Here is a 25032-nt window from a genome sequence, read left to right on the forward strand (position 1 = left end):
CGACCCACGCCGATCAAGGAGGCACCTCATGGCCGAGCCGCACACGGCCCCGACGAAGGTCGCACCCGGCGCCAAGCGCGCCCGTACCCACTACCTGTACCTGGCCGTGATCGTCGCCGTGGTGGCGGGCATCGCGGTCGGCTTCCTCGCGCCGGACACCGCGGTCGAGCTGAAGCCCATCGGCACCGGCTTCGTGAACCTGATCAAGATGATGATCTCCCCGATCATCTTCTGCACGATCGTGCTCGGTGTGGGCTCCGTACGGAAGGCCGCCAAGGTCGGCGCCGTCGGCGGACTGGCCCTGCTCTACTTCATGGCGATGTCGACGGTCGCCCTGGCCATCGGCCTGATCGTCGGCAACATCCTGGAGCCCGGCAGCGGCCTGCACGTCACCGAGGCGGTACGCGGCGCGGGCGAGGCCCAGGCCGAGGGCGCCAGCGAGTCGACCACCGAGTTCCTGCTCGGCATCATCCCGACCACGCTGGTCTCGGCGCTCACCGAGGGCGAGGTGCTCCAGACCCTGCTCGTGGCCCTGCTCGTCGGCTTCGGACTCCAGGCGCTCGGCGACGCGGGACGGCCGGTCCTCACCGGCATCGAGCACATCCAGCGGCTCGTCTTCCGGGTCCTGTCGATGGTCATGTGGGCGGCGCCGATCGGTGCCTTCGGCGCGATCGCGGCCGTCGTCGGCGAGACCGGCATCGACGCCCTCAAGTCGCTCGCGGTGATCATGGTCGGCTTCTACATCACCTGCGTCCTGTTCGTGGTGGTGATCCTCGGCACGCTCCTCAAGCTGTTCACCGGCGTCAACATCTTCCGGCTGCTCGGCTACCTCGGCCGCGAGTTCCTGCTGATCCTGTCGACCTCCTCCTCGGAGTCCGCGCTGCCGCAGCTCATCGCGAAGATGGAACACCTCGGCGTCAGCAAGCCGGTGGTGGGCATCACGGTGCCGACGGGCTACTCGTTCAACCTCGACGGCACGGCGATCTACCTCACGATGGCCTCGCTGTTCGTCGCCAACGCCATGGACGACCCGCTGACCGCGGGCGAGCAGATCTCCCTGCTCCTGTTCATGATCATCGCCTCCAAGGGTGCGGCGGGCGTCACCGGCGCCGGTCTGGCCACGCTCGCGGGCGGCCTCCAGTCGCACCGGCCCGAACTCCTCGACGGCGTCGGCCTGATCGTCGGCATCGACCGCTTCATGAGCGAGGCCCGCGCCCTCACCAACTTCGCGGGCAACGCGGTCGCCACGCTGCTCGTCGGCACCTGGACCGGCGAGGTCGACAAGGAGCGCGTGAGGTACGTGCTCGCGGGCCACGCGCCCTTCGACTACGCCAGGCTCGACCGGGCCGAGGACGGGTCGCACGCGGGCGGCCCGTCCGGCGGTGAGCCCGAGGACGCCCCGCTGCCGGGCGCTCGTGGCGGGGAGCAGGAGCCGGCCGGGAAGGTCCTGTAGCGGCCATGCGGTCGGCGGCGGCGACCGCGCTGCCAACACCGGGGCGGGCCAGGGGAGTTGCAAGTGCTCCCCGGCCCGCCCCGAGTGCGTGCGCGGGCCATCGAGTTCGGTGCTCTGACCTGGGGCGGGAGCGCCAATGTCCGCGTTCCGCAACAGCCGTAACAGCTCCGCACGGAGCTCAACCGTCCGGCGGGCACCGGCATCTCACCAGCCGAACCAAGCCGGTTCCTGGTCACGCCCGCCCACGGGCATGGGGGAAGAGAGAGTCACCATGAGCACGCTGCACGACAAGCGATCCCGCCGTACGCGCGCGGTCCGCCGCACCACCCGGGCCGCCGCGGGGCTGCTCGCCGTGTCCGCGATCGCGCTCGGCGCCACCGCCTGCGACGGCGACGACGCCGACTCCGGGAAGAAGCCCACCCCCGCCCAGTCCTCGGCCGCGTCCGACGGCGACAAGGGGGACGGCAAGCCGAGCCCCGACGCCTCGGAGCCCGCGGGCGGCGACAGCGGTTCGGACGACGGCGACAAGGGCACCGACAAGGACAAGCCGAGCCCGGCCCCCGAGCCGAGCAAGACCGAGGACGGCGAGAGCCCGGACCAGGCCGGGTACACCTGCGAGAAGCTGCCGCACGAGAGCAAGATCCCGACGATGGAGCGGGCGGTCCTCGGCTTCCTGCAGAACTACAAGGACGCGAAGCTCGACGGCAGCAGCGGTGCCGGCCGCAGCGCGGACCAGGTCCGCGAGGACCACATCATGCCCGACTACCTGAAGAAGCTCGAGGACTGGGAGAAGAGCAACCACGCGGACGGCGTCTTCCGCGCGCAGAACGTCCCGAACTGCTGGGACACCGAGGTCCTGGAGGAACTCCCGGACAGCGGCGGCAAGAAGGGCCAGGTGCAGGCCACCTTCAAGTACGGCAACGACGGCAAGCAGAAGACCGTCGTGGTCTACGAGATCTCGTACTGGGAGAAGGGCGACGGCCACGCCATCTCGGACATCACCGAGAAGTAGGCCCTGGTGAGCCGACCCGCCGGGGTCGGCTGACGCCCTCGGGCAGCGCGGTGGGCCGGACGGAACCTCTTCCGTCCGGCCCACCGCCGTTTCGTCGTGGTCGGGTCGGTGCTCCTCGGAACGGCGGCGCGAGGCGGTCCGTGCCACAGTGGCAAGTGGGGGCGAGGAACGCATGCCCGGAGGTGGCACATGCCCGAGATCACAGAGCCCTACCTCCCCGGTACCCCCTGCTGGGTCGATCTGATGGCCGACGACCAGCGCGCCGCGATCGACTTCTACGGCGAACTGTTCGGCTGGAGCGGCGAGTTGGGCCCCGAGGAGTTCAAGGGCTACGCCGTGATGGAGAAGGACGGCCGAGCGGTCTGCGGGATCGGGCCGAAGATGAGCCCCGAGGGCGCGCCCGAACCGCCGCACGTCTGGACGACCTATCTGGCCACCGAGGACTCGGACGAGTCGCTGCGTCGTGCCCGTAGTGCCGGGGGCACGGTATTGGTCGAGAGCATGGATGTCGGAAATCGCGGCAGGATGGCCGTTCTGGCCGATTCGGTCGGCGCGATTTTCGGCCTCTGGCAGGCCGGTGAATTCGCGGGAGCGGCACTGGTGAACGAACCGGGATCATTGCTGTGGAACAGCTGCGAGACCCGCGATCCGAAGACCGCCGGGGAATTCTACGAGCAGGTCTTCGGCCTGGAGAGCCGGAGGATTCCGGGCTCCGAGGGCGCCCTCGCCCTGGTGCCGAGCGGCACCGACCGGCCCGTCGGCAGTATCGACGACCTGGGCGAGCACGCTCCGCATGTGCCGCCGTTCTGGATGACCACCTTCGCCTGTGACGATGTCGAAGCCCTGGTCACGGCCGCGAGCCGGCGGGGCGGCGAGGTCCTCGGCCCGCCCGAGGACACGCCCTACGGCCGGGCGGCGGGGCTGCACGATCCCTGGGGCGGCATGTTCGGCGTCATGCAGGTCGCGGAGGGCTGAGCGCTCACGCGCCGGCGCCATCGGACCGGGGACCGCGGCCGGACCGCGCGCACAAAAAGAAATCCCCCGGCGAATTGACAGCCGGGGGATTTCTCTGCGTACATTGAGTCTTTCGCGAACGTGCGGCTCTCATCTGGGCGGCATATTCGGGAAGTTGACTGCGGTCAGTATATGTGGGCGGGAGTGAATGTGTCAAACAGAGAATGTCCGGATGTCGAATTGCGGCAGGAACAGCAATTCGTCGACCGGCTCTATGCGCGGGTGGACGCCCTGCGCGGCGAGGCGGAGCGGTCCGTGGACGGTGCTCTGACCGATGTCGGCAAGGGGCTTCAGGCCCGGCTGGAACGCGACGTTCTGGTGGCCGAGCGCTCCGGGCTGCTCGCGGCGCTGAACGCGGTGGACGGTTCCCTGTGCTTCGGCCGGGTCGACCTGGCCGCGGGGGAGGACGGCAGCACCCCGGGGCCGAGCCACCACATCGGCCGGATCGGAATCCGGGAGGACGACGAGGAGCACACCCCGATCCTCATCGACTGGCGCGCCCCGGTCGCCCGCCCCTTCTACCTGGCCACCGGGCACACCCCGATGGGGCTGCGCCGCAGGCGTCATCTGACCACCGAGGGCCGTACCGTCACCGCCCTGCACGACGAGATCCTCGACCTCGGGGACCACACCCGCACCGGCCACGAGGACCCCACCGGCGACGCGGTCCTGCTCGCCGCCCTCGACTCGGCGCGCACCGGACGGATGGGCGACATCGTGCGCACCATCCAGGCCGACCAGGACCGCATCATCCGCGCCCCGCACCGCGGTGTGCTGGTGGTGGAGGGCGGCCCCGGTACCGGCAAGACGGCGGTCGCGCTGCACCGGGCCGCGTATCTCCTGTACGAGCACCGGGAGTTGCTGGCCCGCCGTGCCGTGCTGATCGTCGGACCCAACCCCGCCTTCCTCGGCTACATCGGCGAGGTGCTGCCCTCGCTCGGTGAGACGGGAGTGCTGCTCGCCAGCCTCGGCGAACTGTTCCCGGGGCTGCGCGCGCGGGGCACCGAGAGCCCGTACACCGCCGCCGTGAAGGGCCGCACCGAGATGGCCGAGGCCCTGGCCCTCGCGGTGCGCGACCGGCAGCACATCCCCGAGCCGGGGCAGCCGCTGGTGATCGCCCATGAGGACGGCGACCTGATCCTGGACTGGGAGACCGCCTACGAGGCACGGCAGGCGGCCCGCGACACCCTGCTCCCGCACAACCTCGCCCGCCCGCACTTCGCCTTCCGGATCATCGACTCACTGACCGACCAACTCGTCGAACGCATCGGCGCCGACCCCTACGGCGGCCCGAACTTCCTCGGCCTGGACGACCGCGCCCAGCTCGGCAAGGGCATCGCGGCCAGCGCCGAAGTCCACGCCGCCATCGACGAGTTGTGGCCCGAGCTGTCCCCGCGGCAGTTCGTGTCCGACTTCCTCGCCGACCCCGTGTACCTCCCCGAGCAGGACACCGAGGCGCTGCGCCGCGCACCCGGCTCGCCCTGGACACCGGCCGACGTACCGCTGCTCGACGAGGCCGCGGAACTGCTCGGGCACGACGACAGCGCCGCCCTCGCTGCCGCCGAGGCGGAGCGCCAGGAACGGATCGCCTACGCGCAGGGCGTCCTCGAACTCTCGCGCGGCTCGGAGAGCTACGAGTTCGAGGACGAGGAGTCCGAGCTGCTGTCCGCGCACGACATCATCGACGCCGAGCGGATGGCCGAGCGCCACGAGGAGGACGACCACCGCAGCGCGGCCGAACGCGCCGCCGCCGACCGGACCTGGGCCTTCGGGCACATCATCGTCGACGAGGCGCAGGACCTGTCGCCGATGGCGTGGAGGTTGCTCATGCGGCGCTGCCCGACCCGGTCCATGACCCTGGTCGGCGATCCGGCACAGACCGCCGAGACGACCGGGGCGGGTGCGGCGCCCCCGCGGGGCGCGGCCGCCGAGGGGGCACGTACCTGGCAGGAGATCCTGGAGCCGTACGTGGGCGACCGCTGGGAGCACACCCGGCTCGGCGTCAACTACCGCACGCCCGCCGAGATCATGGCACTCGCGGCCGCCGTACTGCGGGCCGAGCACCCCGCCTTCGAACCGCCGGTCTCGGTCCGCGCGACCGGCACCCGGCCCTGGGCGAAGGCGAGTTCGGACCTCGCGGCCACCGTGGCCGAGGCGGCGGCCGGGGAGATTCCCGAGGAGGGCCGCCTCGCGGTGATCGCCCCGCGCGCCCTGCACGAGGAGATCGCCGCCCGGCTGCCGGACGTACGCGCGGGCGAGGAGCCCGACCTCACCCGGCATCTGGTGCTGCTCGACCCGCGCCAGGCCAAGGGCCTCGAATTCGACCGGGTGATCGTGGTCGAGCCGGGGACCCTGCCGACCAGCGATCTGTACGTGGCGCTGACCCGGGCCACCCAGTCGCTCGGTCTGGTCCACAGCGGGGAGTTGCCCGAGCCGCTGCGCGCCGCGCTGGCCGAGGTACCGGTGTGAGGGACGGTGGGCCCGCCGGGAGCGGGCCCACCGGTTTTGGTGTTCAGGCGGGGCGCAGCCAGACCGTCGCGAGCGGCGGCAGGGTGAGCCGGATGCTCGCCGGACGGCCGTGCGCGCCCAGCGGTTCGGGCCGCAGCGGGCCGGTGCCGGTGGCGACGCCGCTGCCGCCGAAGCGTTCCTCGTCGGTGTTGAGGATCTCGCGCCAGGCCCCGACCTCCTCGGGGACGCCGAGCGGGTACGCGTGCCGCACCACCGGTGAGAAGTTGGAGACCGAGAGCAGGGGCGACCCGGCGGCGTCGTAGCGGAAGTGGGCGAAGACGTTGTCCTCGGCCGCGTCGCCGGTCACCCAGGAGAAGCCGGACGGTTCGGTGTCGCGCTGCCACAGCGAAGGCTCGCGCCGGTAAAGGGAGTTGAGCTCGCGCACCAGGTCGCGCATGCCGCGGTGGTCGGGCTCGGCGCCGTAGGCCGGGTCGAGCAGCCACCAGTCCGGGCCGTGCCCCTCGGACCACTCCGCGCCCTGTCCGAACTCCTGCCCCATGAACAGGAGTTGCTTGCCCGGGTGGGACCACATGAAGCCCAGATAGGCGCGGGCGTTCGCGCGCTGCTGCCACCAGTCGCCGGGCATCTTTGAGACCAGGGCGCCCTTGCCGTGCACCACTTCGTCGTGCGAGATCGGCAGGACGTAGTTCTCGCTGTACGCGTACACCATCGAGAAGGTCATCTCGTTGTGGTGGAACCTGCGGTGCACCGGCTCGTGCGCGACATAGCCGAGCGAGTCGTGCATCCAGCCCATGTTCCACTTCAGTCCGAAGCCGAGCCCGCCGAAGCCGCCCGGGCCGGTGTGGTGGGTGGCCCGGGTGACGCCGTCCCAGGCGGTGGACTCCTCGGCGATGGTGATCACCCCGGGCACCCTGCGGTACACGGTGGCGTTCATCTCCTGGAGGAAGGCGACCGCGTCCAGGTTCTCCCGGCCGCCGTGCTCGTTGGGCGCCCACTCGCCGGGCTCGCGCGAGTAGTCGAGGTAGAGCATCGAGGCGACCGCGTCCACCCGCAGCCCGTCGATGTGGAACTCCTGGCACCAGTAAACGGCGTTGGCCACAAGGAAGTTGCGCACCTCCTTGCGGCCGTAGTCGAACTCCAGGGTGCCCCAGTCGGGGTGCGCGGCCCGGCGCGGGTCCGCGTGCTCGTACAGCGGGCGGCCGTCGAACTCGGCCAGCGCCCAGTCGTCGCGCGGGAAGTGCGCGGGCACCCAGTCCATGAGGACCCCGATGCCCGCCCGGTGCAGGGCGTCGATCAGGTACTTGAAGTCGTCGGGCGTGCCCATGCGTGAGGTCGGCGCGTAGAACCCGGTCACCTGGTAGCCCCAGGAGCCGCCGAAGGGATGCTCGGCCACCGGCATGAACTCGACGTGCGTGAAGCCCAGTTCGCGTACGTACTTGGGCAGTTGCGCGGCGAGCTGACGGTACGTCAGACCTGGCCGCCAGGAGGCGAGATGGACCTCGTACACGGAGAACGGCGCCTCGTGCACGGGGAGTTTGCCGCGTCGACCGAGCCAGTCCTCGTCGTGCCACTCGTGGTGCGAGCTGTGCACGACCGAGGCGGTGGCGGGCGGGACCTCGGCGCGGCGGGCCATCGGGTCGGCGCGCAGGGTCTTGGAACCGTCGGGCCGGGTGATCTCGAACTTGTACAGCTCGCCCTCGCCGACGGCGGGCAGGAACAGCTCCCACACCCCGCTGGAGCCGAGCGAACGCATCGGCGCGGCCGTGCCGTCCCAGTAGTTGAAGGAGCCGCAGACCCGTACCCCGCGTGCGTTCGGCGCCCACACGGTGAACCGGGTCCCGGTCACCCGCTCGTGCACCATCGGCTCGGCACCGAGCGCCTTCCACAGTTCCTCGTGGCGGCCCTCGCCGATCAGATGCAGGTCGAACTCGCCCAGGGCGGGCAGGAATCCGTACGGGTCCTGGATCTCGTGCCCGGTGCCGTCGTAGTCGACGAGCAGCCGGTACTCGGGCACCGAACGCAGCGGCAGCACCCCGGAAAAAAACCCCTCGCCGTCGTGGTGGAGTTCGCCCCGCATGCCCTCGACGAGCACCGTGACGGAGGTGGCGTACGGCCGCAGCGCGCGGAAGACCACGCCGTCGGCGACGGGGTGCGCGCCGAGCACCGCGTGCGGGTCGTGGTGGGTGCCGTCGAGCAGCCGCCGCCGGTCCTCGCCGGAGAGGGCAGCCGGGCCGGGCTCGGGGGCGGGCGGGAGATCGGGGGTGGTGGCGGCCGCGGTGCCGGACCTGTCGGTGCCGATGGCCGGGGCGGTGGCGGTGATCGCGTCGGTGCCGGGGGCCGATCCCGAGGTGCGGGCGCTGGCGCGGCGCGTACCGGCGACTGGTCGTGCGGTGCCCAACTCCTGTCGGGTGCCCCGGAGTTCCGGTGGCGCGGCGCGCGTCGGTGCCGGGGCCGGTGCCGCGCGGTCGGTGTCCGTACGCGTGACCGCAGCGGTGCCGGGGCCCAGGTCGGCGAAGTCGAGTGTGCCGAGTCTGCGGACCGGCGGGGGAGTGGCCGGTAGTGGCGAGGGTGTGTCCTGCGGCAGGGGGCGGTGGTCGGCGGAGCGGTCGGGGAACGGGCTGGGGGTCACGGGGTTGCCTCCTCGGGGGCGGGCAGGTCGGCGGCTTGCTCGCCTGCGGCTGCGAGGCGGCGGACGGCGGCCAGGGGTACGGAGACCCAGTCGGGCCTGTTGCGGGATTCGTAGACGACCTCGTAGACCGCCTTGTCGGTCTCGTAGGCGCGCAGCAGTACGGCGTCGGCACGCGGATCGCGGCCACAGACCTCGGCGTACCCGGCGCAGTACGCGGCCCGGCAGTCGGTCGCCCAGTCGGGGGACCAGGGCCGGTTGGTGCGGGCCGCGTAGTCGAAGGACCGGAGTATCCCGGCGACGTCGCGCAACGGGGGCTGGGGCAGGCGGCGTTCGGCCAGCGGGCGGGCGGGTTCGCCCTCGAAGTCGATCACCGCCCACTCGCCGGAGGGCAGGCGCAGACACTGCCCGAGGTGCAGATCGCCGTGCACCCGCTGCACCGTTCCGTGCACCCGGTGCGGATCGAGTGCGGTCAGGGAGGTGAACGCGCGGCGCAGCCGGGGTGCGAACTCCCGTAGTTCGGGGACCACTTGGGCCGAGGCTTCCAGGCGGTCGGTCATGGCGCGGGCCAGTACCGCGAGCTGCGGGCGGCCGAGGGCGACGGTCGGCAGGGACCGGCCGAGCGAGGCGTGCACCGCGGCGGTGGCCCGGCCGAGCGCGTACGCCTCCTCGGTGAACGGGCGCCGCGCGGCGAGCGAGTCGAGTGCCAGCCGCCAGCCGTCCTCGGCGCCGCTGAGGTACGGGGTGAGCACCCCGAGGACCGAGGTGTCGGCGGCGCGGCCGTGGCCGTGGCCCGCCGTCGCGTCGGCGAGGAACCAGGCGGCCGGGGCGGGGACCTGGCGGCAGCCGTCCCGGGCGAGCACCAGCGGCAGTTCCAGGTCCGGGTTGACGCCCGGGACCACTCTGCGCAGCAGCTTGAGGATGAACGTATCTCCATAGACCAGCGAGGAGTTGGACTGCTCGGCGCCGAGTACGCGCGAGGGCAGACCGGCCGGGATCGTCACGTCCCGATCGTGCTCGAAGCGCAGGTGGCCGATCCGGGCCCGGGTGCGCAGCGCCTCCAGGAGCACCCGCGCGAGCCGCGGATCGTGCAGCGCCTCGTACACGCTCTGGCCGCGCAGCGGACCCCGGGTGGCGCGGCCGATGAGGGCGGGGGCGAGGTGGCGGGGGAGCACCCGGTGCGTACCGAGCAGGAGTTGGTAGCAGTCCGCCGTGGGCGGGGCGGCCGGTTCGGTGGAGCCCGGGGGCTGTTCGACGCGGACCAGGAGATGGATCAGGCGCTGCGCGGCCGAGGGCGGCAGCAGGTCGGTGGCCGTGACCAGGGCGAAGCCGGTGAGGGGGCGGCCCTTTCCGGCGAACCATCGCTGGCGGGGCAGCCACTCGTGCAGCAGCGGGGCGAGCGATTCGATGAGGCCGTGGCCATGGCCGTTGCCCTGGGTGTCGCTGTGGTCGCGGCCCGGGTGCCGGAGGGGGGCGGTTCCCGTACGGGCAACGGCTTCCGGCATGGCTCGCGTCCTTTCCGGGGCGCGCATGGGCGAGGAACGAATGCGGCCCGATCCGATGAAATCCTCATCAGTCTCTCGAAAGAGTGTGATGAGCACATGTCGACGCGGTGGGAGTACCCCCGGACGGAGTCCGGGGTCACACCGGCCCGCGCCGCGCCGCCCGCGCCGGACGCCGGCCCGCGCGGGCTCACCTCCCCGCGCGGGCCGCTCCGCCCGACTCGCTACGCCGTCGTCACCGGCTCGCGCCGCAGCCGGAACCAGTAGAAGCCGTGGCCCGCCAGCGTCAGCAGATACGGCAGTTCACCGATGGCGGGGAAGCGCACCCCGCCGATCAGTTCGACCGGGTGCCGCCCGTTGAACTCGCGCAGGTCCAGCTCGGTGGGCTGCGGGAAGCGCGAGAAGTTGTTCACGCACAGCACCAGGTCGTCGTCGTCCGCGGCCGAAGGCGCCTCGCGCAGAAAGGCCAGAACTGCCGGGTTGGAGGAGGGCAGTTCGGTGTACGTGCCGAGGCCGAAGGCCGGGTTCTGCTTGCGGATCTCGATCATCCGGCGCGTCCAGTGCAGCAGCGAGGACGGCGAGGACATCGAGGCCTCGACATTGGTGACCTGGTAGCCGTAGACCGGGTCCATGATCGTCGGCAGGAAGAGCCGCCCGGGATCGCTGGAGGAGAAGCCCGCGTTGCGGTCCGGCGTCCACTGCATCGGGGTGCGCACCGCGTCCCGGTCGCCGAGCCAGATGTTGTCGCCCATCCCGATCTCGTCGCCGTAGTAGAGGATCGGCGAGCCGGGCAGCGAGAGCAGCAGCGCGGTGAACAGTTCGATCTGGTTGCGGTCGTTGTCGAGCAGCGGGGCGAGCCGCCTGCGGATGCCGATGTTGGCGCGCATCCGCGGGTCCTTGGCGTACTCCGCGTACATGTAGTCGCGCTCCTCGTCGGTGACCATCTCCAGGGTCAGCTCGTCGTGGTTGCGCAGGAAGATGCCCCACTGGCAGCCGGACGGGATCGCCGGGGTCTTGGCCAGGATCTCCGAGACCGGGTAGCGCGACTCGCGCCGTACGGCCATGAAGATCCGCGGCATCACCGGGAAGTGGAACGCCATGTGGCACTCGTCGCCGCCCTTGGCGTAGTCGCCGAAGTAGTCGACGACGTCCTCGGGCCACTGGTTGGCCTCGGCGAGCAGCACCGTGTCCGGGTAGTGCTGGTCGATTTCGGCGCGTACCCGGCGCAGCATCTCGTGGGTGGCGGGCAGGTTCTCGCAGTTGGTGCCCTCCTCGGCGTACAGGTAGGGCACCGCGTCCAGGCGGAAGCCGTCGATGCCGAGGTCGAGCCAGAACTTCAGGGCGGCCAGGATCTCCTCCTGCACGGCCGGGTTCTCGTAGTTGAGGTCGGGCTGGTGCGAGAAGAAGCGGTGCCAGTAGTACTGCTTGCGGACCGGGTCGAAGGTCCAGTTGGAGGCCTCGGTGTCGACGAAGATGATCCGCGCGTCCGCGTACTGCTTGTCGTCGTCGGCCCAGACGTAGTAGTCGCCGTAAGGCCCGTCCGGATCCTTGCGGGACTCCTGGAACCAGTGGTGCTGGTCGCTGGTGTGGTTCATGACGAAGTCGATGATCACGCGCATGCCCCGCTGGTGGGCACCGTCGACGAACTCCACGAAGTCGGCGAGGTCGCCGAACTCGGGCAGTACCGAAGTGTAGTCGGCGACGTCGTAACCCCCGTCGCGCAGCGGCGACTTGAAGAACGGCGGCAGCCACAGGCAGTCGACGCCGAGCCACTGGAGGTAGTCCAGTTTGGAGGTGATGCCCTTGAGGTCGCCGATGCCGTCACCGTTGCTGTCCTGGAAGGAACGGACCAGGACCTCGTAGAAGACGGCGCGTTTGAACCAGTCCGGGTCCCGGTCCCGGTCCGGGGTGTCCTCGAACTTGTCCGGTACGGGCTCGTTGACGATCATGATGCGGCTGATCCTCCTGACCTGGTCGGTGCGGACCGTCGGCAGCCCTCGCCCCGCTCCGCGTGCCCGGCGGGCGGCGCGTCGGCGTGGGCGGGCTGGCGGTCCGCGGTGCGGCGGACGAGAACGTGCGCGGGCCGCGTACCGGGATCGAGCCGTACGTAGTTGGACCGCCCCCACCGGTAGGTCTCACCGGTGAGTTCGTCGCGCACGAGCAGCGGTTCGTGCCAGTCGAGGCCGAGCCGCGGCAGGTCCAGGTCGACGGTGGCCTCCTGGACGTGGTGGGGATCGAGGTTGACCACCACGAGCACGGTGTTGGTGCCGCTCCGCTTGGAGTACGCGAGCACGGCCTCCTTGTCCGTCTCGTGGAAGTGCAGGTCGCGCAGCTGCTGAAGGGCCGGGTTCAGTCGCCGGATCCGGTTCAGGGCGGTGATCAGCGGGGCGATGCTGCGGCCCTCGCGTTCGGCCGACTCCCAGTCGCGCGGCCGGAGTTGGTACTTCTCCGAGTCCAGGTACTCCTCGCTGCCCGGCCCGGCCGGCGTCGCCTCGCACAGCTCGTAGCCGCTGTACACACCCCAGCTCGGGGAGAGCGTCGCGGCGAGCACGGCGCGCGTCTCGAAGGCGGAACGGCCGCCGTTTTGCAGGTACGCGGGCAGGATGTCGGGGGTGTTCACGAAGAAGTTGGGCCGCATGTACGAGGCGGTCTCACCGGACAGCTCGGTGAGGTAATCGGTCAGCTCCCGCTTGGAGTTGCGCCAGGTGAAGTACGTGTACGACTGCTGGAAGCCGACCGCGGCGAGGGTGCGCATCATCGCGGGCCGGGTGAAGGCCTCGGCCAGGAAGATCACGTCCGGGTCGCGGCCGTTGACCTCCGCGATCACCCGCTCCCAGAACACCACCGGCTTGGTGTGCGGATTGTCGACCCTGAAGACGCGCACCCCGTGGTCCATCCAGAAGCGCAGCACCCGCACCGTCTCGCGGACCAGGCCCGCCATGTCCTTGTCGAAGGCGATCGGGTAGATGTCCTGGTACTTCTTCGGCGGGTTCTCGGCGTACGCGATCGTTCCGTCCGGCCGGTGGTGGAACCACTGAGGGTGCTCGGTGACCCAGGGGTGGTCCGGCGAGCACTGGAGCGCGAAGTCCAGGGCCACCTCCAGACGCAGATCGGTGGCCCGCCGCACGAAGTCGTCGAAGTCCGCCAGGGTGCCGAGGTCCGGGTGCACCGCGTCGTGGCCGCCGTCGGCCGAGCCGATCGCCCAGGGCACCCCGACGTCCTCGGGGCCCGCCGACAGGGAGTTGCCCGGGCCCTTGCGGAAGGTGGTGCCGATCGGGTGCACCGGCGGCAGGTACACCACGTCGAAGCCCATCGCCGCGATCGCCGGGAGCCGCTCGGCGGCGGTGCGGAAGGTGCCGCTCACCGGGGGCCTGCCCGGCTCGAGAACGGCCCCCTCCGAGCGCGGGAAGAACTCGTACCAGGAACCGAACAGCGCCCGCCTGCGCTCGACGAGCAGCGGATGTTCGCCCGAGGAGGTGACCAGCTCGCGCAGCGGATACCGGGCCAGCACCCGGTCCACCTCGGGGGTCAGGGCCGCGGCCAGCCGGGCGGAGGCCGGGCGGCCGCGGTCGCGCAGGGCGTCGGCCGCGCCGAGTACCGCATCGCGCTGACCGTCCGTCTTCGGCACGCCCTCGGCGGCGCGTTCGTGCAGCAGGGCGCCCTCCTCCAGGACCAGCTCGGTGTCCGTCCCCGCCGGGATCTTGACCTGCGCGTGAGCGCGCCAGGTGGTCACCGGATCGCTCCACGCCTCGATCTCGTACGTCCAGCGGCCCTCCTCGGCCGGGGCGACCAGGGCGCCCCACCGGTCGGTGCCGGGCGCGAGTTCGCGCAGGGGGGTCCACGGTCCGCCGCGGCCGTCCGGGTCGCGCAGGACCACGTTGGCGGCGACCGCGTCGTGACCCTCCCGGAAGACGGTCGCGCTGATCTCGAAGACCTCGCCGGCGACGCACTTGGCCGGACTGGTGCCGCAGGCGACCAGAGGGCGGACGTCGAGGACGGGGATGCGGCCGATCATGTGATCACCTGAGGTTGTGCGGGGCGGGCGGTTGACGGGGGAGGGCTTGCGCCCTTTGTAGCCCTGACAGGGAGCTCTCACGAGTTGCGGCCCTCACCACTCCAGTGCGCGTTCACTCCTACGGAGCCGCCCGCGTCACGCCCGGACGGGTGACGGACCGGCGCGGGCGTTGACGCCCGTTGGTGCTGTCGGGGGTGCTCGACGGGTGCTCGTTGACCGGGGTCGTGAGGTGCTCGGGGGTGTTCCTGGCGTCGCGGGTACGGACCTCGTGCGCGACCCGGGGTGTCGTCCCCGGCCCGGCCCTCGGCCCGTACCGCAGGAGCCTTCCCCCCGCTTTTCTCGCGGCAATCCGCCGCCCCGCCCGCTACTCGCGCGTACCGGGCGCACGCCCCGCCCGCCGGCCGCTGGTGCCTGACTGGAGGATCTTCCGCGCGCCCTGTCCGCGCCCTGTGCGTCCGCGCCGTGCGCGTGGACCGGTCCGCCGGGCACGCGTGACGCTTCCGCCCGGCGTCCGTCCCGCGTCGGTCCGGGCGTCCGTCCCGCGTCGGTCCGGGCGTCCGTCCCGCCTCGGTCCGGCGTCCGTCCCGCTTCCGCCCCGCGACGCACCGGCCACGGGTTCCCCGGCGCCGTCCGCTTCGGGCGCGAAGGTGGGCTCGTGAAGGCAATCCGTAGGTTCACCGTCCGTCCCGTCCTGCCCGAGCCGCTGGCCCCGCTCAGCGAACTCGCCCGCAACCTGCGCTGGTCCTGGCACCCGGGAACACGCGCCCTGTTCCGCTCCGTCGACCCGGAGACCTGGGAGGCCGTCGCGGGCGACCCGGTGCGCCTGCTCGGCGGGGTCCCGCCCGCGCGGCTCGCCGAACTCGCCGCCGACCCCGGATTCCTCAGCGCCCTGCGCACCGAGCACGACGGGCTGCGGGACTACGTCGAGGGCCCGCGCTGGTACCAGGGCCAGAGCGGCGAACTGCCCGTCGCCGTCGCGTACTTCTCGCCCGAGTTCGGCATCACCGCGGCCCTGCCGCAGTACTCGGGCGGGCTCGGCATCCTCGCGGGCGACCACCTCAAGGCCGCCAGCGACCTCGGTGTCCCGCTGATCGGCGTCGGGCTGCTCTACCGGCACGGCTACTTCCGCCAGTCGCTCTCCCGCGAGGGCTGGCAGCAGGAGCACTATCCGGTACTCGACCCGCACGAACTCCCGCTGACCCTGCTGCGCGAGCACGACGGCGGCCCGTCACTGATCGGGCTCGCCCTGCCCGGCGGGCGGGTGCTGCGGGCCCGGGTCTGGCAGGCCCAGGTGGGCAGGGTGCCACTGCTGCTGCTCGACTCCTCGGTCGAGGACAACGACCGCGCCGGACGCGATGTCACCGACCGGCTCTACGGCGGCGGCAGCGAGCACCGGCTGCTCCAGGAGATGCTGCTCGGCATCGGCGGGGTGCGCGCCGTGCGCCGCTACTGCCGCCTCACCGGCCACCCGGAGCCCGAGGTCTTCCACACCAACGAGGGCCACGCGGGCTTCCTCGGCGTCGAGCGCATCCACGAACTCGTCGCCCGGGACATGGACTTCGGCGCCGCCCTCGAACGCGTCGCCGCCGGGACGGTGTTCACCACCCACACCCCGGTCCCGGCCGGGATCGACCGCTTCGACCGGCACCTGGTCGCCCGTCACTTCGGGGCGGACGGCGAGGTACCGGGCCTGGACGTGGACCGGATCCTCGACCTCGGCTCCGAGCGCGGGCAGGGCGGCGACCCGCAGGTCTTCAACATGGCCGTGATGGGACTGCGGCTCGCCCGCCGCGCCAACGGTGTCTCGCTGCTGCACGGCGGCGTCAGCCGGGAGATGTTCGCGGGGCTGTGGCCCGGCTTCGACGTGGGCGAGGTGCCGATCACCTCCCTCACCAACGGCGTCCACGCACCGACCTGGGTCGCCCCCGAGGTCCGCGCCCTCGGCGCCCGGCAGATCGGCGAGGAACGCGCCGAGGAGGCACTGACCGTCGGCGGCACCGCACCCTGGGACACGGTCGCCGACCGGGACATCTTCGAGCTGCGCCGGGTCCTGCGCGGCCAGCTCGTCGGCGAGGTACGGCGGCGGCTGTACGACTCCTGGCGCCAGCGCGGTGCCGGAGCGGCCGAACTCGGCTGGATCGACAGGGCACTCGACCCCGACGTCCTCACCATCGGCTTCGCCCGACGGGTCCCCTCGTACAAGCGGCTCACCCTCATGCTGCGCGACCGCGACCGGCTGCGGGAGCTGCTGCTGCACCCCGAACGCCCGGTGCAGATCGTGGTCGCGGGCAAGGCGCACCCGGCCGACGACGGCGGCAAGCGCCTGGTCCAGGAACTCGTCCGCTTCACCGACGAACCTCGGGTACGCGAACACATCGTCTTCCTGCCCGACTACGGGATGGGCCTGGCCGAGAAGCTCTACCCCGGCTGCGACGTCTGGCTGAACAACCCGCTGCGCCCGCTGGAGGCCTGCGGCACCTCCGGGATGAAGGCGGCGCTCAACGGCTGCCTCAACCTCTCGGTCCTGGACGGCTGGTGGGACGAGTGGTACGAGCCGGACTTCGGCTGGGCCATTCCCACCGCCGACGGCGCCACCACCGACGAGGAGCGCCGCGACGACCTGGAGGCGCAGGCGCTGTACGAGCTCCTGGAACAGCGCGTCGCCCCCCGCTTCTACGAGCGCGGCGAGGACCAACTGCCCACCCGCTGGATCGAGATGGTCCGCCGTACGCTCACCCGCCTCGGTCCCAAGCTGCTCGCCGGACGCATGGTGCGCGAGTACGTGGAGCTGCTCTACGCGCCCGCGGCCCGCGCCCAGCGCCTGATGGACGAGCCCGCCGCCCGCGAACTCGCCTGGTACAAGGGCCGGTTGCGGGCGGCCTGGCCGCAGGTGGCGGTCGAGCACGTGGAGGCCTCCACCGGTGCGGCCACCGCCGAACTGGGCACCGAGGTGAGCCTGCGGGTGGGCGTACGTCTCGGTGAACTCACCCCCGACGACGTGGAGGTACAGGCGGTCACCGGCCGTGTGGACTCCGCCGACCGCATCTCCGGGGCCGCCACCACCGCACTCAAACCGGCCAAGGGCCCCGACCTGGACGGGCGTTGGGTGTACGAGGGCCCGCTCACCCTGGACCGCACCGGGCCGTTCGGCTACACGGTCCGCGTCCTGCCCGCGCACCGGCTGCTCGGCTCACCTGCCGAAATGGGGCTGGTGGCCTGGCCGTTGGAGGGTGCGGGGGAGTCGTCAGGGGTGCTGATGCGCTGAGCGGGGCGCGGCGGGAGCCGCCAACACGTGTGCTGTGGTGCCGAGTTGCGAGCCGCGCGACGCACCTGGCCGGAAAATGGTGCGGGCGACGCCCGGGGACCTGTTTCGTCCCCGGGCGTCGCCCGGTCATACGAGGGTGCGGCCCCAACCGGCCTGCACCCAGAGGGTGTTACCTCACTTCACGTCCACACCGGTCCAGGCGGCCTCGACGCCCTTGACCTCGGCGCCGTCGGCACCGTAGAGGTCGGTGGCGGCCTTGACCGTGGCCTCGCGGGCGCCCTTGTAGTCGGTGGTGGAGGTCATGTACTCGGTGAGGGCCTTGAACCAGATCTTCTCGGCCTTGTCGCGGCCGATGCCCTCGACCTTCTCGCCGTTCTTGGTGGGCGAGTTGTACTTCACACCGTCGATCTCCTTCTCACCGCTGCCCTCGGACAGCAGGTAGAAGAAGTGGTTGGCGATACCCGAGGAGTGGTGCACGTCCTCGTTGCCCGCCTCGGCGGTCCAGTAGTCCAGGGACTTGCCGTCCTTGCTGGGCTCGTCCATGTAACGGAGCGGCGTGCCGTCACCGTTGATGTCGATCATCTCGCCGACCATGTAGTCGCCCTTGTCCTTCTCGTTCTTGGCGCCGAACTCGACGGCAGCCGCGAAGATGTCGGACGTGGCCTCGTTCAGGCCGCCGGACTCACCGCTGTACTCCAGGTTGGCGGTGGCCGAGGTGACACCGTGCGTCATCTCGTGGGCGGCCACGTCGATCGAGGTGAGCGGCTTCTTGTTGCCCTCACCGTCGCCGTAGGTCATGCAGAAGCAGCTGTCGTCCCAGAAGGCGTTGACGTAGTTGTCGCCGTAGTGGACGCGGGTGGTCGCACCCTTGCCGTCGCCCTTGATGCCCTCGCGGCCGTGGACGGTCTTGTAGTAGTCCCAGGTCAGCTGGGCGCCGAACGCGGCGTCGACGGCGGCGGTGTTCGGGTCGTCGGCGGCGCCGTTGCCCCACTTGTCGTCGTCGTCGGAGGCGAGCTTGCCTTCGCCGCCCTCCTGGTTCTCCAGGGTGAAGGTGGAGTGGCCGCCGCGGCTGTCGTCGGTCAGGACGAAGCCGTTGTCGCCCTTCTTGGAGCCGACCTCGACGCTGCCGGAGTACTGGCCCTCACCGGTGCCGGTGTGGATGTCGTTCCACGAGAACAGCTTCTTGCCGGAGGCGGCGTCGGTGATGACGTGCACGCGGGTCGGCGTGCCGTCCTTCGCGGTGCCCTCGGTGATCTTCTCGAAGGCGAGCTTCGGGGTGCCGGAGGCGGCCCAGACGACCTTGCGGGCGTCCTTGGGAGCCTTGGCGGCCGACAGCGCCTTGCTGGAGACGGCGATCCGCTTCTCGGTCGCCTTGGTCACGCTCTTGGTCTTGCCCGACTTGGCCTTGTGCACGACCAGGTCGCCGCCGAGGACCGGCATGCCGGCGAAGGTGCGCTCGTAGCGGGTGTGGACGGTGCCGTCGGCGTCCTTGATGACGTCCTTGACGAGAAGCTTCTCCTGCGAACCCAGGTTCAGCTCCTGCGCGGTGGCCGCGCTGGACTCCTGCGCCGACTTGATCATCGCGGTACGGGCCGACTGCGCCAGCGCGATCGGGTACGCCGAGGTGGCCTTGTCCTGAGCCGGGGCCGGGGAGGCCGAGGCGCCGCCCGCGAGGCTGGTGGCGAGCAGGGCCGAACCGGCGGCGAGCGCCGTGCCGATGGCGATCGCGGAACGCTTGTGGTTGGCGATGTAGCCCTTGCGGTGGGTGTTGTGGGGGGTCACGCAATGCTCCTTCGTGGGGGTTCGGACAGCGTGGGGCTGCCCGAAAGGTGCGGTGCGGGTGTTTCTTGCGAGGAGACAGTGCCAGATGCGATGCGGACATGTCACTCATCGGCTCAACTCTTGACCAGAACTTGTCCGTTGCGTAGCGGCGTACGCCCGGTAATCGAACGGAAAGCGTGCGCAAACGGAAAAAAGGGGCGCCGCCCCGGTCAACGACCGGAGCGGCGCCCTGAGTTCATCCCGACCCGTACACCTTTCGGCCACGGGGTCGGACTACCTCAACTCGCTTACGGGAAGGTCACCTTGAAGCTGTTGATCCGACCCGTGTCCTGCGCGGCGACGTCCTGGACCTTGAGCTTCCAGGTGCCGTTGGCGTCCTCGGTGGAGGCGTTGACCGTGTAGGTCTCCTGCACGTTGTCCGCCGAGTCGTTGCCGCTGGAGTTCTTCAGGCGGTAGGCGGTGCCGTCCGGCGCCACCAGGTCGACGACCAGGTCACCGCGCCAGGTGTGCGAGATGTCCACGCCGACCTGGAGGTTGGTGGGCGCCTTGCCGGTGATGCCGGTGACGCTGACCGAGGAGGTCACGGCCGCACCGTTGTCCGGGATGGACACCGGGTTGGTGTTCTCGAAGGTCTTGCCGCCCGGCGTGCCCCCACGGCTGCCGACCGCCACGCCCGCCCAGGCGTCCTGAACGGCCTTGTACTCGGTGCTCGTGGTGCCGTACAGCTCACCGGCCACCGCGAGGGTGCCGGTACGGGCGCCCGCGTAGTTGGTGGTGGAGGTGAACTTCGTGGTGAGCGCCTTGTACCAGATCAGCGCGGCCTTCTCCCGGCCGATGCCGGTGACCGGAAGGCCGTCGGCGGTCGGGGAGTCGTAGCTGACACCGTTGACGACCTTCTGGCCGCTGCCCTCGGAGAGCAGGTAGAACCAGTGGTTCGCCGGGCCCGAGGAGTAGTGGACGTCGACGTTGCCGATGCCCGAGTACCACGAGTCCTTGGACGAGCCGTCCCTGCTCGGCTTGTCCATGTACCGCAGCGGGGTGCCGTTGCCGCGGATGTCGATCTTCTCGCCGACCAGGTAGTCGCCGACGTCCTGCGGGTTGTTCGCGTTGAACTCCACCGCGGCCGCGAAGATGTCCGAGGTGGCCTCGTTGAGGCCGCCGGACTCGCCGCTGTAGACCAGGCCCGCGGTGTTGGAGGTGACGCCGTGCGTCATCTCGTGGGCGGCCACGTCGATCGAGGTGAGCGGCTTGGCGTTGCCCTCACCGTCGCCGTAGGTCATGCAGAAGCAGCTGTCCGACCAGAAGGCGTTGACGTAGTTGTTGCCGTAGTGCACACGCGTGTACGCGCCGACACCGTCACCGCGGATGCCGCTGCGGCCGTGCACGTTCTTGTAGTAGTCCCAGGTGAGCTGGGCGCCGTAGGCGGCGTCCGCGCCCGCGGTCTCCAGGTTGCTCGGCGAGCCGTTGCCCCAGACGTCGTCCGAACCGGAGAACAGCGTGCCGGTGCCGGAGGTGCCGCGGTTGAGGTTGTACGTCTTGTGGCCGCCGCGGGCGCCGTCGGTCAGGTTGTACGAGGAGCCCGACTGCGTCGAGCCGACCGTCACCTGGCCGCTGTACTGGGTGTTGCCGGTGCCGGTCTCGATGGCCTGCCACTCGTAGAGCTTCTTGCCGGTGGCGGCGTCGGTCACGACGTGCAGCTCGTTGGGGGTGCCGTCGTGCTGGAGGCCGCCGACGACGGTCTCGTAGGCCAGGGTCGGCTTGCCCTGGGCCATCCACACGACCTTGCGCGGCTCGCGCTTGGCGTCGGCCTTCTTCGAGCCCTCTTCCTTGGCGAGGCTCAGGGCCTGCTTCTCGGCGGTCGCCGGGGCGACCTTCGCCTCGGTCGCGATGCCCTTGAGCTGCGACTTGGAGGCACGCGTCACGCCCTCGGTGGCGCCCGACTTCGCGGTCTCGACGACCATGTCGCCGCCGAGCACCGGCATGCCGGCGTAGGTGCGCTCGTAGCGCGTGTGAAGCGTGCCGTCGCGGTCCTTGACCACGTCACGGACGACCAGCTTCTCCTTCGCGCCGAGGCCGAGCCGCTTGGCGGCGTCGCCGGTGTGCGCGGAGGCCTCGCGGATCAGCTCGGCCCGCTGGGCGGGGGACAGGTTCGCGGCGAGCGAGCCCTTGTCCGCCCCGGCGGTGGCCGACTTGGCCGAGGACGCGTCCTCGGCGGTGGCCGCGCCCGACTGCACCGCTACGGAGAGCAGCGCCGCCACGGCGACGAGGGCTCCGGCGGCTGCCTTGCGCTGAGTGTGGGAGGTGCGTCTGTGGGGAGTGTTTTTCAACACCGACTCCTTCTGCGTGGCCGCGATCGGCGACCGGGAGAGCCCGGAGGTTGGGTTGCCGCCCGGGTATGAACTTCGGTGGAACTGACGCAGAACAAGCACCACTTGAGGCCCGTGCGGGAAGCACACAAGTGGGACCGTCAGGTGACCGGATGGTGAATGCCCGGACGACTGTGCGGCGGTCGAGGGAAGAGTGACAGGACGCGGCCGGTCCTGTCAGGAGCCCGTCAAGAGGTTGGCCGGAATGAGTTCGTTGCCCGGAGGGTCGCGTTCGGAAAGCGGACGACGGGTGGGGCGGCTGAGTCCGGTGAGGCGTGGTGTGGGCCGTTAACTCCCTTGTGGTGCTGGGTTTTTGTTGCTGCCGGGGTGTCCGATGTCGTCGTTGATCCACTGGGGTGCGCGCGTCGGGCGGTTCGATTGCTACGAATGTTTTCAGCCATCGCGCGCGAAATTTTTCGCCGGTGCGGCATGCCGGGAGTGGGTGTGCGGGGTGTGGGAGGTGTGGCGGTGGCGTGCTCGGAATGGCACATTCCGGTTGTGCCGCTCAGTGCAATTGCAAGCATTGCTCCGGGGTGGGGTCTGGGTGCGGCGCGGGTGGAAGCGGTCGGGCGGTGGGTGGCGATGCTCGGGCGGTGAGGTCGCTCCTGTGGCCGCCGTCGTTCTCCGGCCGTGTCGGCGCCGCGGCCTAGGATCCGCGCCATGAACGTGCAACTTCAGTGTGTGGTGCTCGACTGCCCCGACCCGGCCCTGCTCGCCCGTTTCTACGGGGAGTTGCTCGGCGGCGAGGTCGACCGGCCCGACCGTCGCTGGTCCCTGGACGCGGACTGGTCCACGGTGCATCCGCCCTCCGGGCCGGTGCTCGCCTTCCAGCGGGTGCCCGACCACCGCCCGCCCTCCTGGCCCGACCCGGCGCGACCCCAGCAGTTCCATCTCGACTTCGGCGTACCGGACCCGGCCGCGGCGGGCCGGCGGGTCCTGGCCCTCGGTGCCCGCCTGCTCAGCGCGGACGAGGAGGAGCGTGGGTGGGCCGTGTACGCGGACCCGGCCGGGCATCCGTTCTGCCTGGTGCGCGAGGGGGTGGGCGGTGCAGAGGGGGCGGGCGGAGCCGAAGGTGCCGCGGTCGGCGAGGGAGCGAACGCCGGGACTGCGCAAGGGGGTTGAGGTGCCCGGCGTGTGTGGATCTGGTGGGTTCATGGTCGGTCCGTCGTCCTGAGGTGCCGGGCGGGGTAGGGATCCTCGGTCGACGCTTTCAGGGCCGGTCCGTGTCGAGAGGCCGCGGGTCGTGCGCGAATGCAACGTGCAACCCGTTTGCCGTCGGGCACGTGGAGGCACGGACTCGTACGCGAATCGCCCCGCCGCGGCCCCGCTCGCCGTAGTGGCGCTCGATGTCCGAGAGGCCGGGATGTGGGTGCGCGCTATCACCAACCGGTATCACCTGCGGGGCGTTCGGAGGGGCGCCACAGGCTCGTACCGCCGGTCCGCGGGAGGCCCGTGCTGTGTTCAGGCCGCCGCTCTGAGGTGCGTGCGCCGTGTTCAGGCGGAGCCGCGCCGGAAGGCCGCGCGGTAGTCCCCGGGGCGTCGTCCGGTGTGCCGGGCGAAGAGTGCGGCGAAGGTTCCGGGGTCGCGGTAGCCGACCGTGGCGGAGATCGCGGCGACCGTGCTATCCGTGGTCTCCAGAAGGTGGCGGGCGCGGCGGACGCGCGCCGACTGGAGGTAGGCGAGCGGGCTCTGGCCGGTCTCTTCCGCGAAGCGCCTCAGCAGGGTGCGCGTGCTGACCCGACAGGAATCGGCCAGTGCCGCGAGGTCGTACCGGGCGTCGAGGCTCTGGTCGAGACGGCGCATCACCCTGCGGGAGAACGTGTTCCCGGGCTGCGGCAGCAGTCGTGCGTCCACGTAAGGGGTCTGGGACGCGCGCGCGTCGTCGACGAGCGCCACCCGCGCCGTGGTCCGTGCCACCTCCGCGCCGCTGTGCTCGCGGATCAGTTCCAGCGCGAAGTCGTACATGGCGCTGAACGCCGCCGTCGTGGTCACTCCCCGGTCGGTGACGACCAGGTGTTCCGGACGGATCTCGGCGTCCGGGCAGCGCCGGGCCAGCGCGTCCGCGAAGAGCCATGCGGTGGTGGCGCGGCGCCCGTCGAGCAGCCTCGCCTCGGCGAGCAGGAACGCACCGACACAGATCGAGACGACGGCACGGCCCGCGGCGGCGTGCGCGCGGATCGCCCCGGTCTCGGCTGCGAGCGGCGCGAGCCGCGCGTCCAGGTCCAGGTCCGGCGTGAGCTCGAACCCCGGCACCACGAGGACGTCCGCCTCGCGCAGCGCCGAGACGTGCACCACCGTGCCCCCCGAGGCGACGACGCGACGGCGCGGCGAGATGACCGACACCTCGTACCCGGCGTGGCCCGGCCCCGCGATGTGTGTGGCCATCGTCAACAGGTCGGGTACACCGAAGACTTCGGACGCGAAACAGCCCGGATAGGCGAGCACTCCGACGCGCAGCGCACTCATGCCCGTTTCCCCCTCCCGCACCTCGGTCGCCTTCACGACCGTGGCGAGATTACCCCTGAGCATGGCGATCCGGCCCATCGCCCGGAACGGGCCGGATCGCGCACGCTCTCGGCATGAGCGATGTCAACGAACGTCCGGGCGATGGCCGCGGACGGCGGAGTGGTGCCCACGAACGTCGGGGCGACGGCCACGGACGGCAGAGTGGTGCCCGCGCACGTCGGAGTGGTGCCCCCGCACGTCACAGCAGTGCCGCCGACAGCCGTCCCGACGACCCGATCACGGACTTCTCCCACCGGTCCGTGGCGGTGGACGGCGTGACGAAGACCGTCTACGTCGCGGGGCGCGGCCCGGCCGTCGTCCTGATGCCCGAGATGCCCGGCATCAGCCCCGATGTGCTGCGGCTCGCGCGCTGGATACGGGACGCCGGGTTCACCGTGTACGTCCCCTCCCTCTTCGGGACCGACGGCGCCCACCCCACCGTCGAGGACGGTGAGCGAGTGGTCCGTCGCGCCTGCGTGAGCGCCGAGTTCCGGGCGTTCGCCGGGGGCGGCACCAGCCCCGTCACGGCGTGGCTGCGCGGGCTCGCGCGCCGTGCGCACGCGGAGTGCGGCGGCCCGGGTGTCGGCGCGATCGGCCTGTGCTTCACCGGCAACTTCGCCCTGACCATGGCGCTCGAACCGGCCGTCGTCGCCCCGGTCGTCAACCACCCCTCACTGCCACTGGACGACCCGGCCGGACTGGAACTCGACGACGAGGACGCCCGGACGGTCGCCGAGCGCCTCTCCCGCGACCGACTGACCGTCCTCGCCTACCGCTTCGACAACGACCGCTGGTGCACCGGCCAACGCTTCGCCGCCTACCGCGCCCTGCTCGGCGACGCCTTCGACGGCCGCGTCCTGCCGGGCACCTCCGCCCGCACCGACCCGCCCCCGTTCTTCCGCGACTCGGTCCGGACCCCGCACAGCGTCGTCACGGCCCACCTCGTGGACGAGGAAGGGCATCCGACGGTACGGGCGCGGGACGAGATCCTCGCGTTCCTGGTGGAGCGGCTGATTCGGTAGC

General features: G+C 71.2%; 13 protein-coding genes and 1 pseudogene. 7 read left to right on the plus strand and 7 right to left on the minus strand.

From position 1 onward, the window contains the following. The first annotated feature begins 28 nt into the window (after positions 1–28). From HUT18_RS25665 to HUT18_RS25680, 4 genes are all read left to right on the plus strand, one after another. Positions 29–1453: a cation:dicarboxylase symporter family transporter gene (locus HUT18_RS25665; RefSeq protein ID WP_176102906.1), complete on the plus strand. Its 1425-nt coding sequence runs from the start codon at positions 29–31 to the stop codon at positions 1451–1453. 271 nt (positions 1454–1724) lie between these two features. Beyond that, on the plus strand, positions 1725–2465 hold the full coding sequence (locus HUT18_RS25670) for a hypothetical protein (protein ID WP_176102907.1): 741 nt from the start codon (positions 1725–1727) through the stop codon (positions 2463–2465). 189 nt (positions 2466–2654) lie between these two features. Next, the gene (locus HUT18_RS25675; protein ID WP_176102908.1) at positions 2655–3440 is read left to right on the plus strand and encodes a VOC family protein; all 786 of its coding nucleotides are present in this window, start codon (positions 2655–2657) and stop codon (positions 3438–3440) included. Positions 3441–3659: 219 nt separating this feature from the next. After that, on the plus strand, positions 3660–5948 hold the full coding sequence (locus tag HUT18_RS25680) for a UvrD-helicase domain-containing protein (protein ID WP_176102909.1): 2289 nt from the start codon (positions 3660–3662) through the stop codon (positions 5946–5948). A 43-nt stretch (positions 5949–5991) separates the two neighbouring features. Here the strand turns inward: HUT18_RS25680 and glgB are convergent, their stop codons facing one another. The 4 genes and pseudogenes from glgB to HUT18_RS25700 form a co-directional block, all read right to left on the minus strand. Next, on the minus strand, positions 5992–8577 hold the full coding sequence (gene glgB / locus HUT18_RS25685) for a 1,4-alpha-glucan branching enzyme (protein WP_254878805.1): 2586 nt from the start codon (positions 8575–8577) through the stop codon (positions 5992–5994). After that, positions 8574–10079 carry a maltokinase gene (locus HUT18_RS33965; protein WP_254878806.1) on the minus strand — a complete coding sequence of 502 codons (1506 nt, stop codon included), beginning with the start codon at positions 10077–10079 and terminating at the stop codon, positions 8574–8576. The genes glgB and HUT18_RS33965 overlap by 4 nt, the downstream gene beginning before the upstream one ends. Before the next feature lie 221 nt (positions 10080–10300). Continuing rightward, positions 10301–12025 carry a maltose alpha-D-glucosyltransferase gene (treS, locus tag HUT18_RS25695; RefSeq protein ID WP_176102910.1) on the minus strand — a complete coding sequence of 575 codons (1725 nt, stop codon included), beginning with the start codon at positions 12023–12025 and terminating at the stop codon, positions 10301–10303. Between the two features lie 104 nt (positions 12026–12129). Beyond that, a pseudogene (locus HUT18_RS25700) lies at positions 12130–14091 on the minus strand (alpha-1,4-glucan--maltose-1-phosphate maltosyltransferase); the annotation flags it as partial. A 655-nt stretch (positions 14092–14746) separates the two neighbouring features. Between HUT18_RS25700 and glgP the strand changes: the two are divergent. After that, positions 14747–17356 (plus strand): alpha-glucan family phosphorylase, encoded by a 2610-nt coding sequence (gene glgP / locus HUT18_RS25705; RefSeq protein ID WP_176102912.1) that lies wholly within the window; start codon positions 14747–14749, stop codon positions 17354–17356. A gap of 174 nt (positions 17357–17530) precedes the next feature. On the opposite strand, the gene HUT18_RS25710 is transcribed toward glgP, so the two are convergent. After that, a complete protein-coding gene (locus HUT18_RS25710; protein WP_176104804.1) occupies positions 17531–19105 on the minus strand; it encodes a M4 family metallopeptidase in 1575 nt (524 codons plus the stop codon). A 320-nt stretch (positions 19106–19425) separates the two neighbouring features. Beyond that, positions 19426–21468, minus strand: coding sequence for a M4 family metallopeptidase (locus HUT18_RS25715; RefSeq protein WP_254878807.1), 2043 nt, complete (start codon positions 21466–21468; stop codon positions 19426–19428). Positions 21469–22164: 696 nt separating this feature from the next. Between HUT18_RS25715 and HUT18_RS25720 the strand changes: the two genes are divergently transcribed. Then, positions 22165–22626 carry a VOC family protein gene (locus HUT18_RS25720; protein WP_176102914.1) on the plus strand — a complete coding sequence of 154 codons (462 nt, stop codon included), beginning with the start codon at positions 22165–22167 and terminating at the stop codon, positions 22624–22626. Positions 22627–22998: 372 nt separating this feature from the next. Here HUT18_RS25720 and HUT18_RS25725 read toward each other — a convergent pair whose 3' ends face one another. Next, positions 22999–23970 carry a GlxA family transcriptional regulator gene (locus HUT18_RS25725; protein WP_176102915.1) on the minus strand — a complete coding sequence of 324 codons (972 nt, stop codon included), beginning with the start codon at positions 23968–23970 and terminating at the stop codon, positions 22999–23001. A gap of 113 nt (positions 23971–24083) precedes the next feature. On the opposite strand from HUT18_RS25725, the gene HUT18_RS25730 reads away from it, so the two are divergent. Beyond that, positions 24084–25031, plus strand: a complete 948-nt coding sequence (locus HUT18_RS25730; protein WP_176102916.1) for a dienelactone hydrolase family protein — start codon at positions 24084–24086, stop codon at positions 25029–25031. Position 25032: the final 1 nt, after the last annotated feature.

It is taken from the genome of Streptomyces sp. NA04227 (assembly GCF_013364195.1).
In the GTDB taxonomy this organism is placed as follows: domain Bacteria; phylum Actinomycetota; class Actinomycetes; order Streptomycetales; family Streptomycetaceae; genus Streptomyces.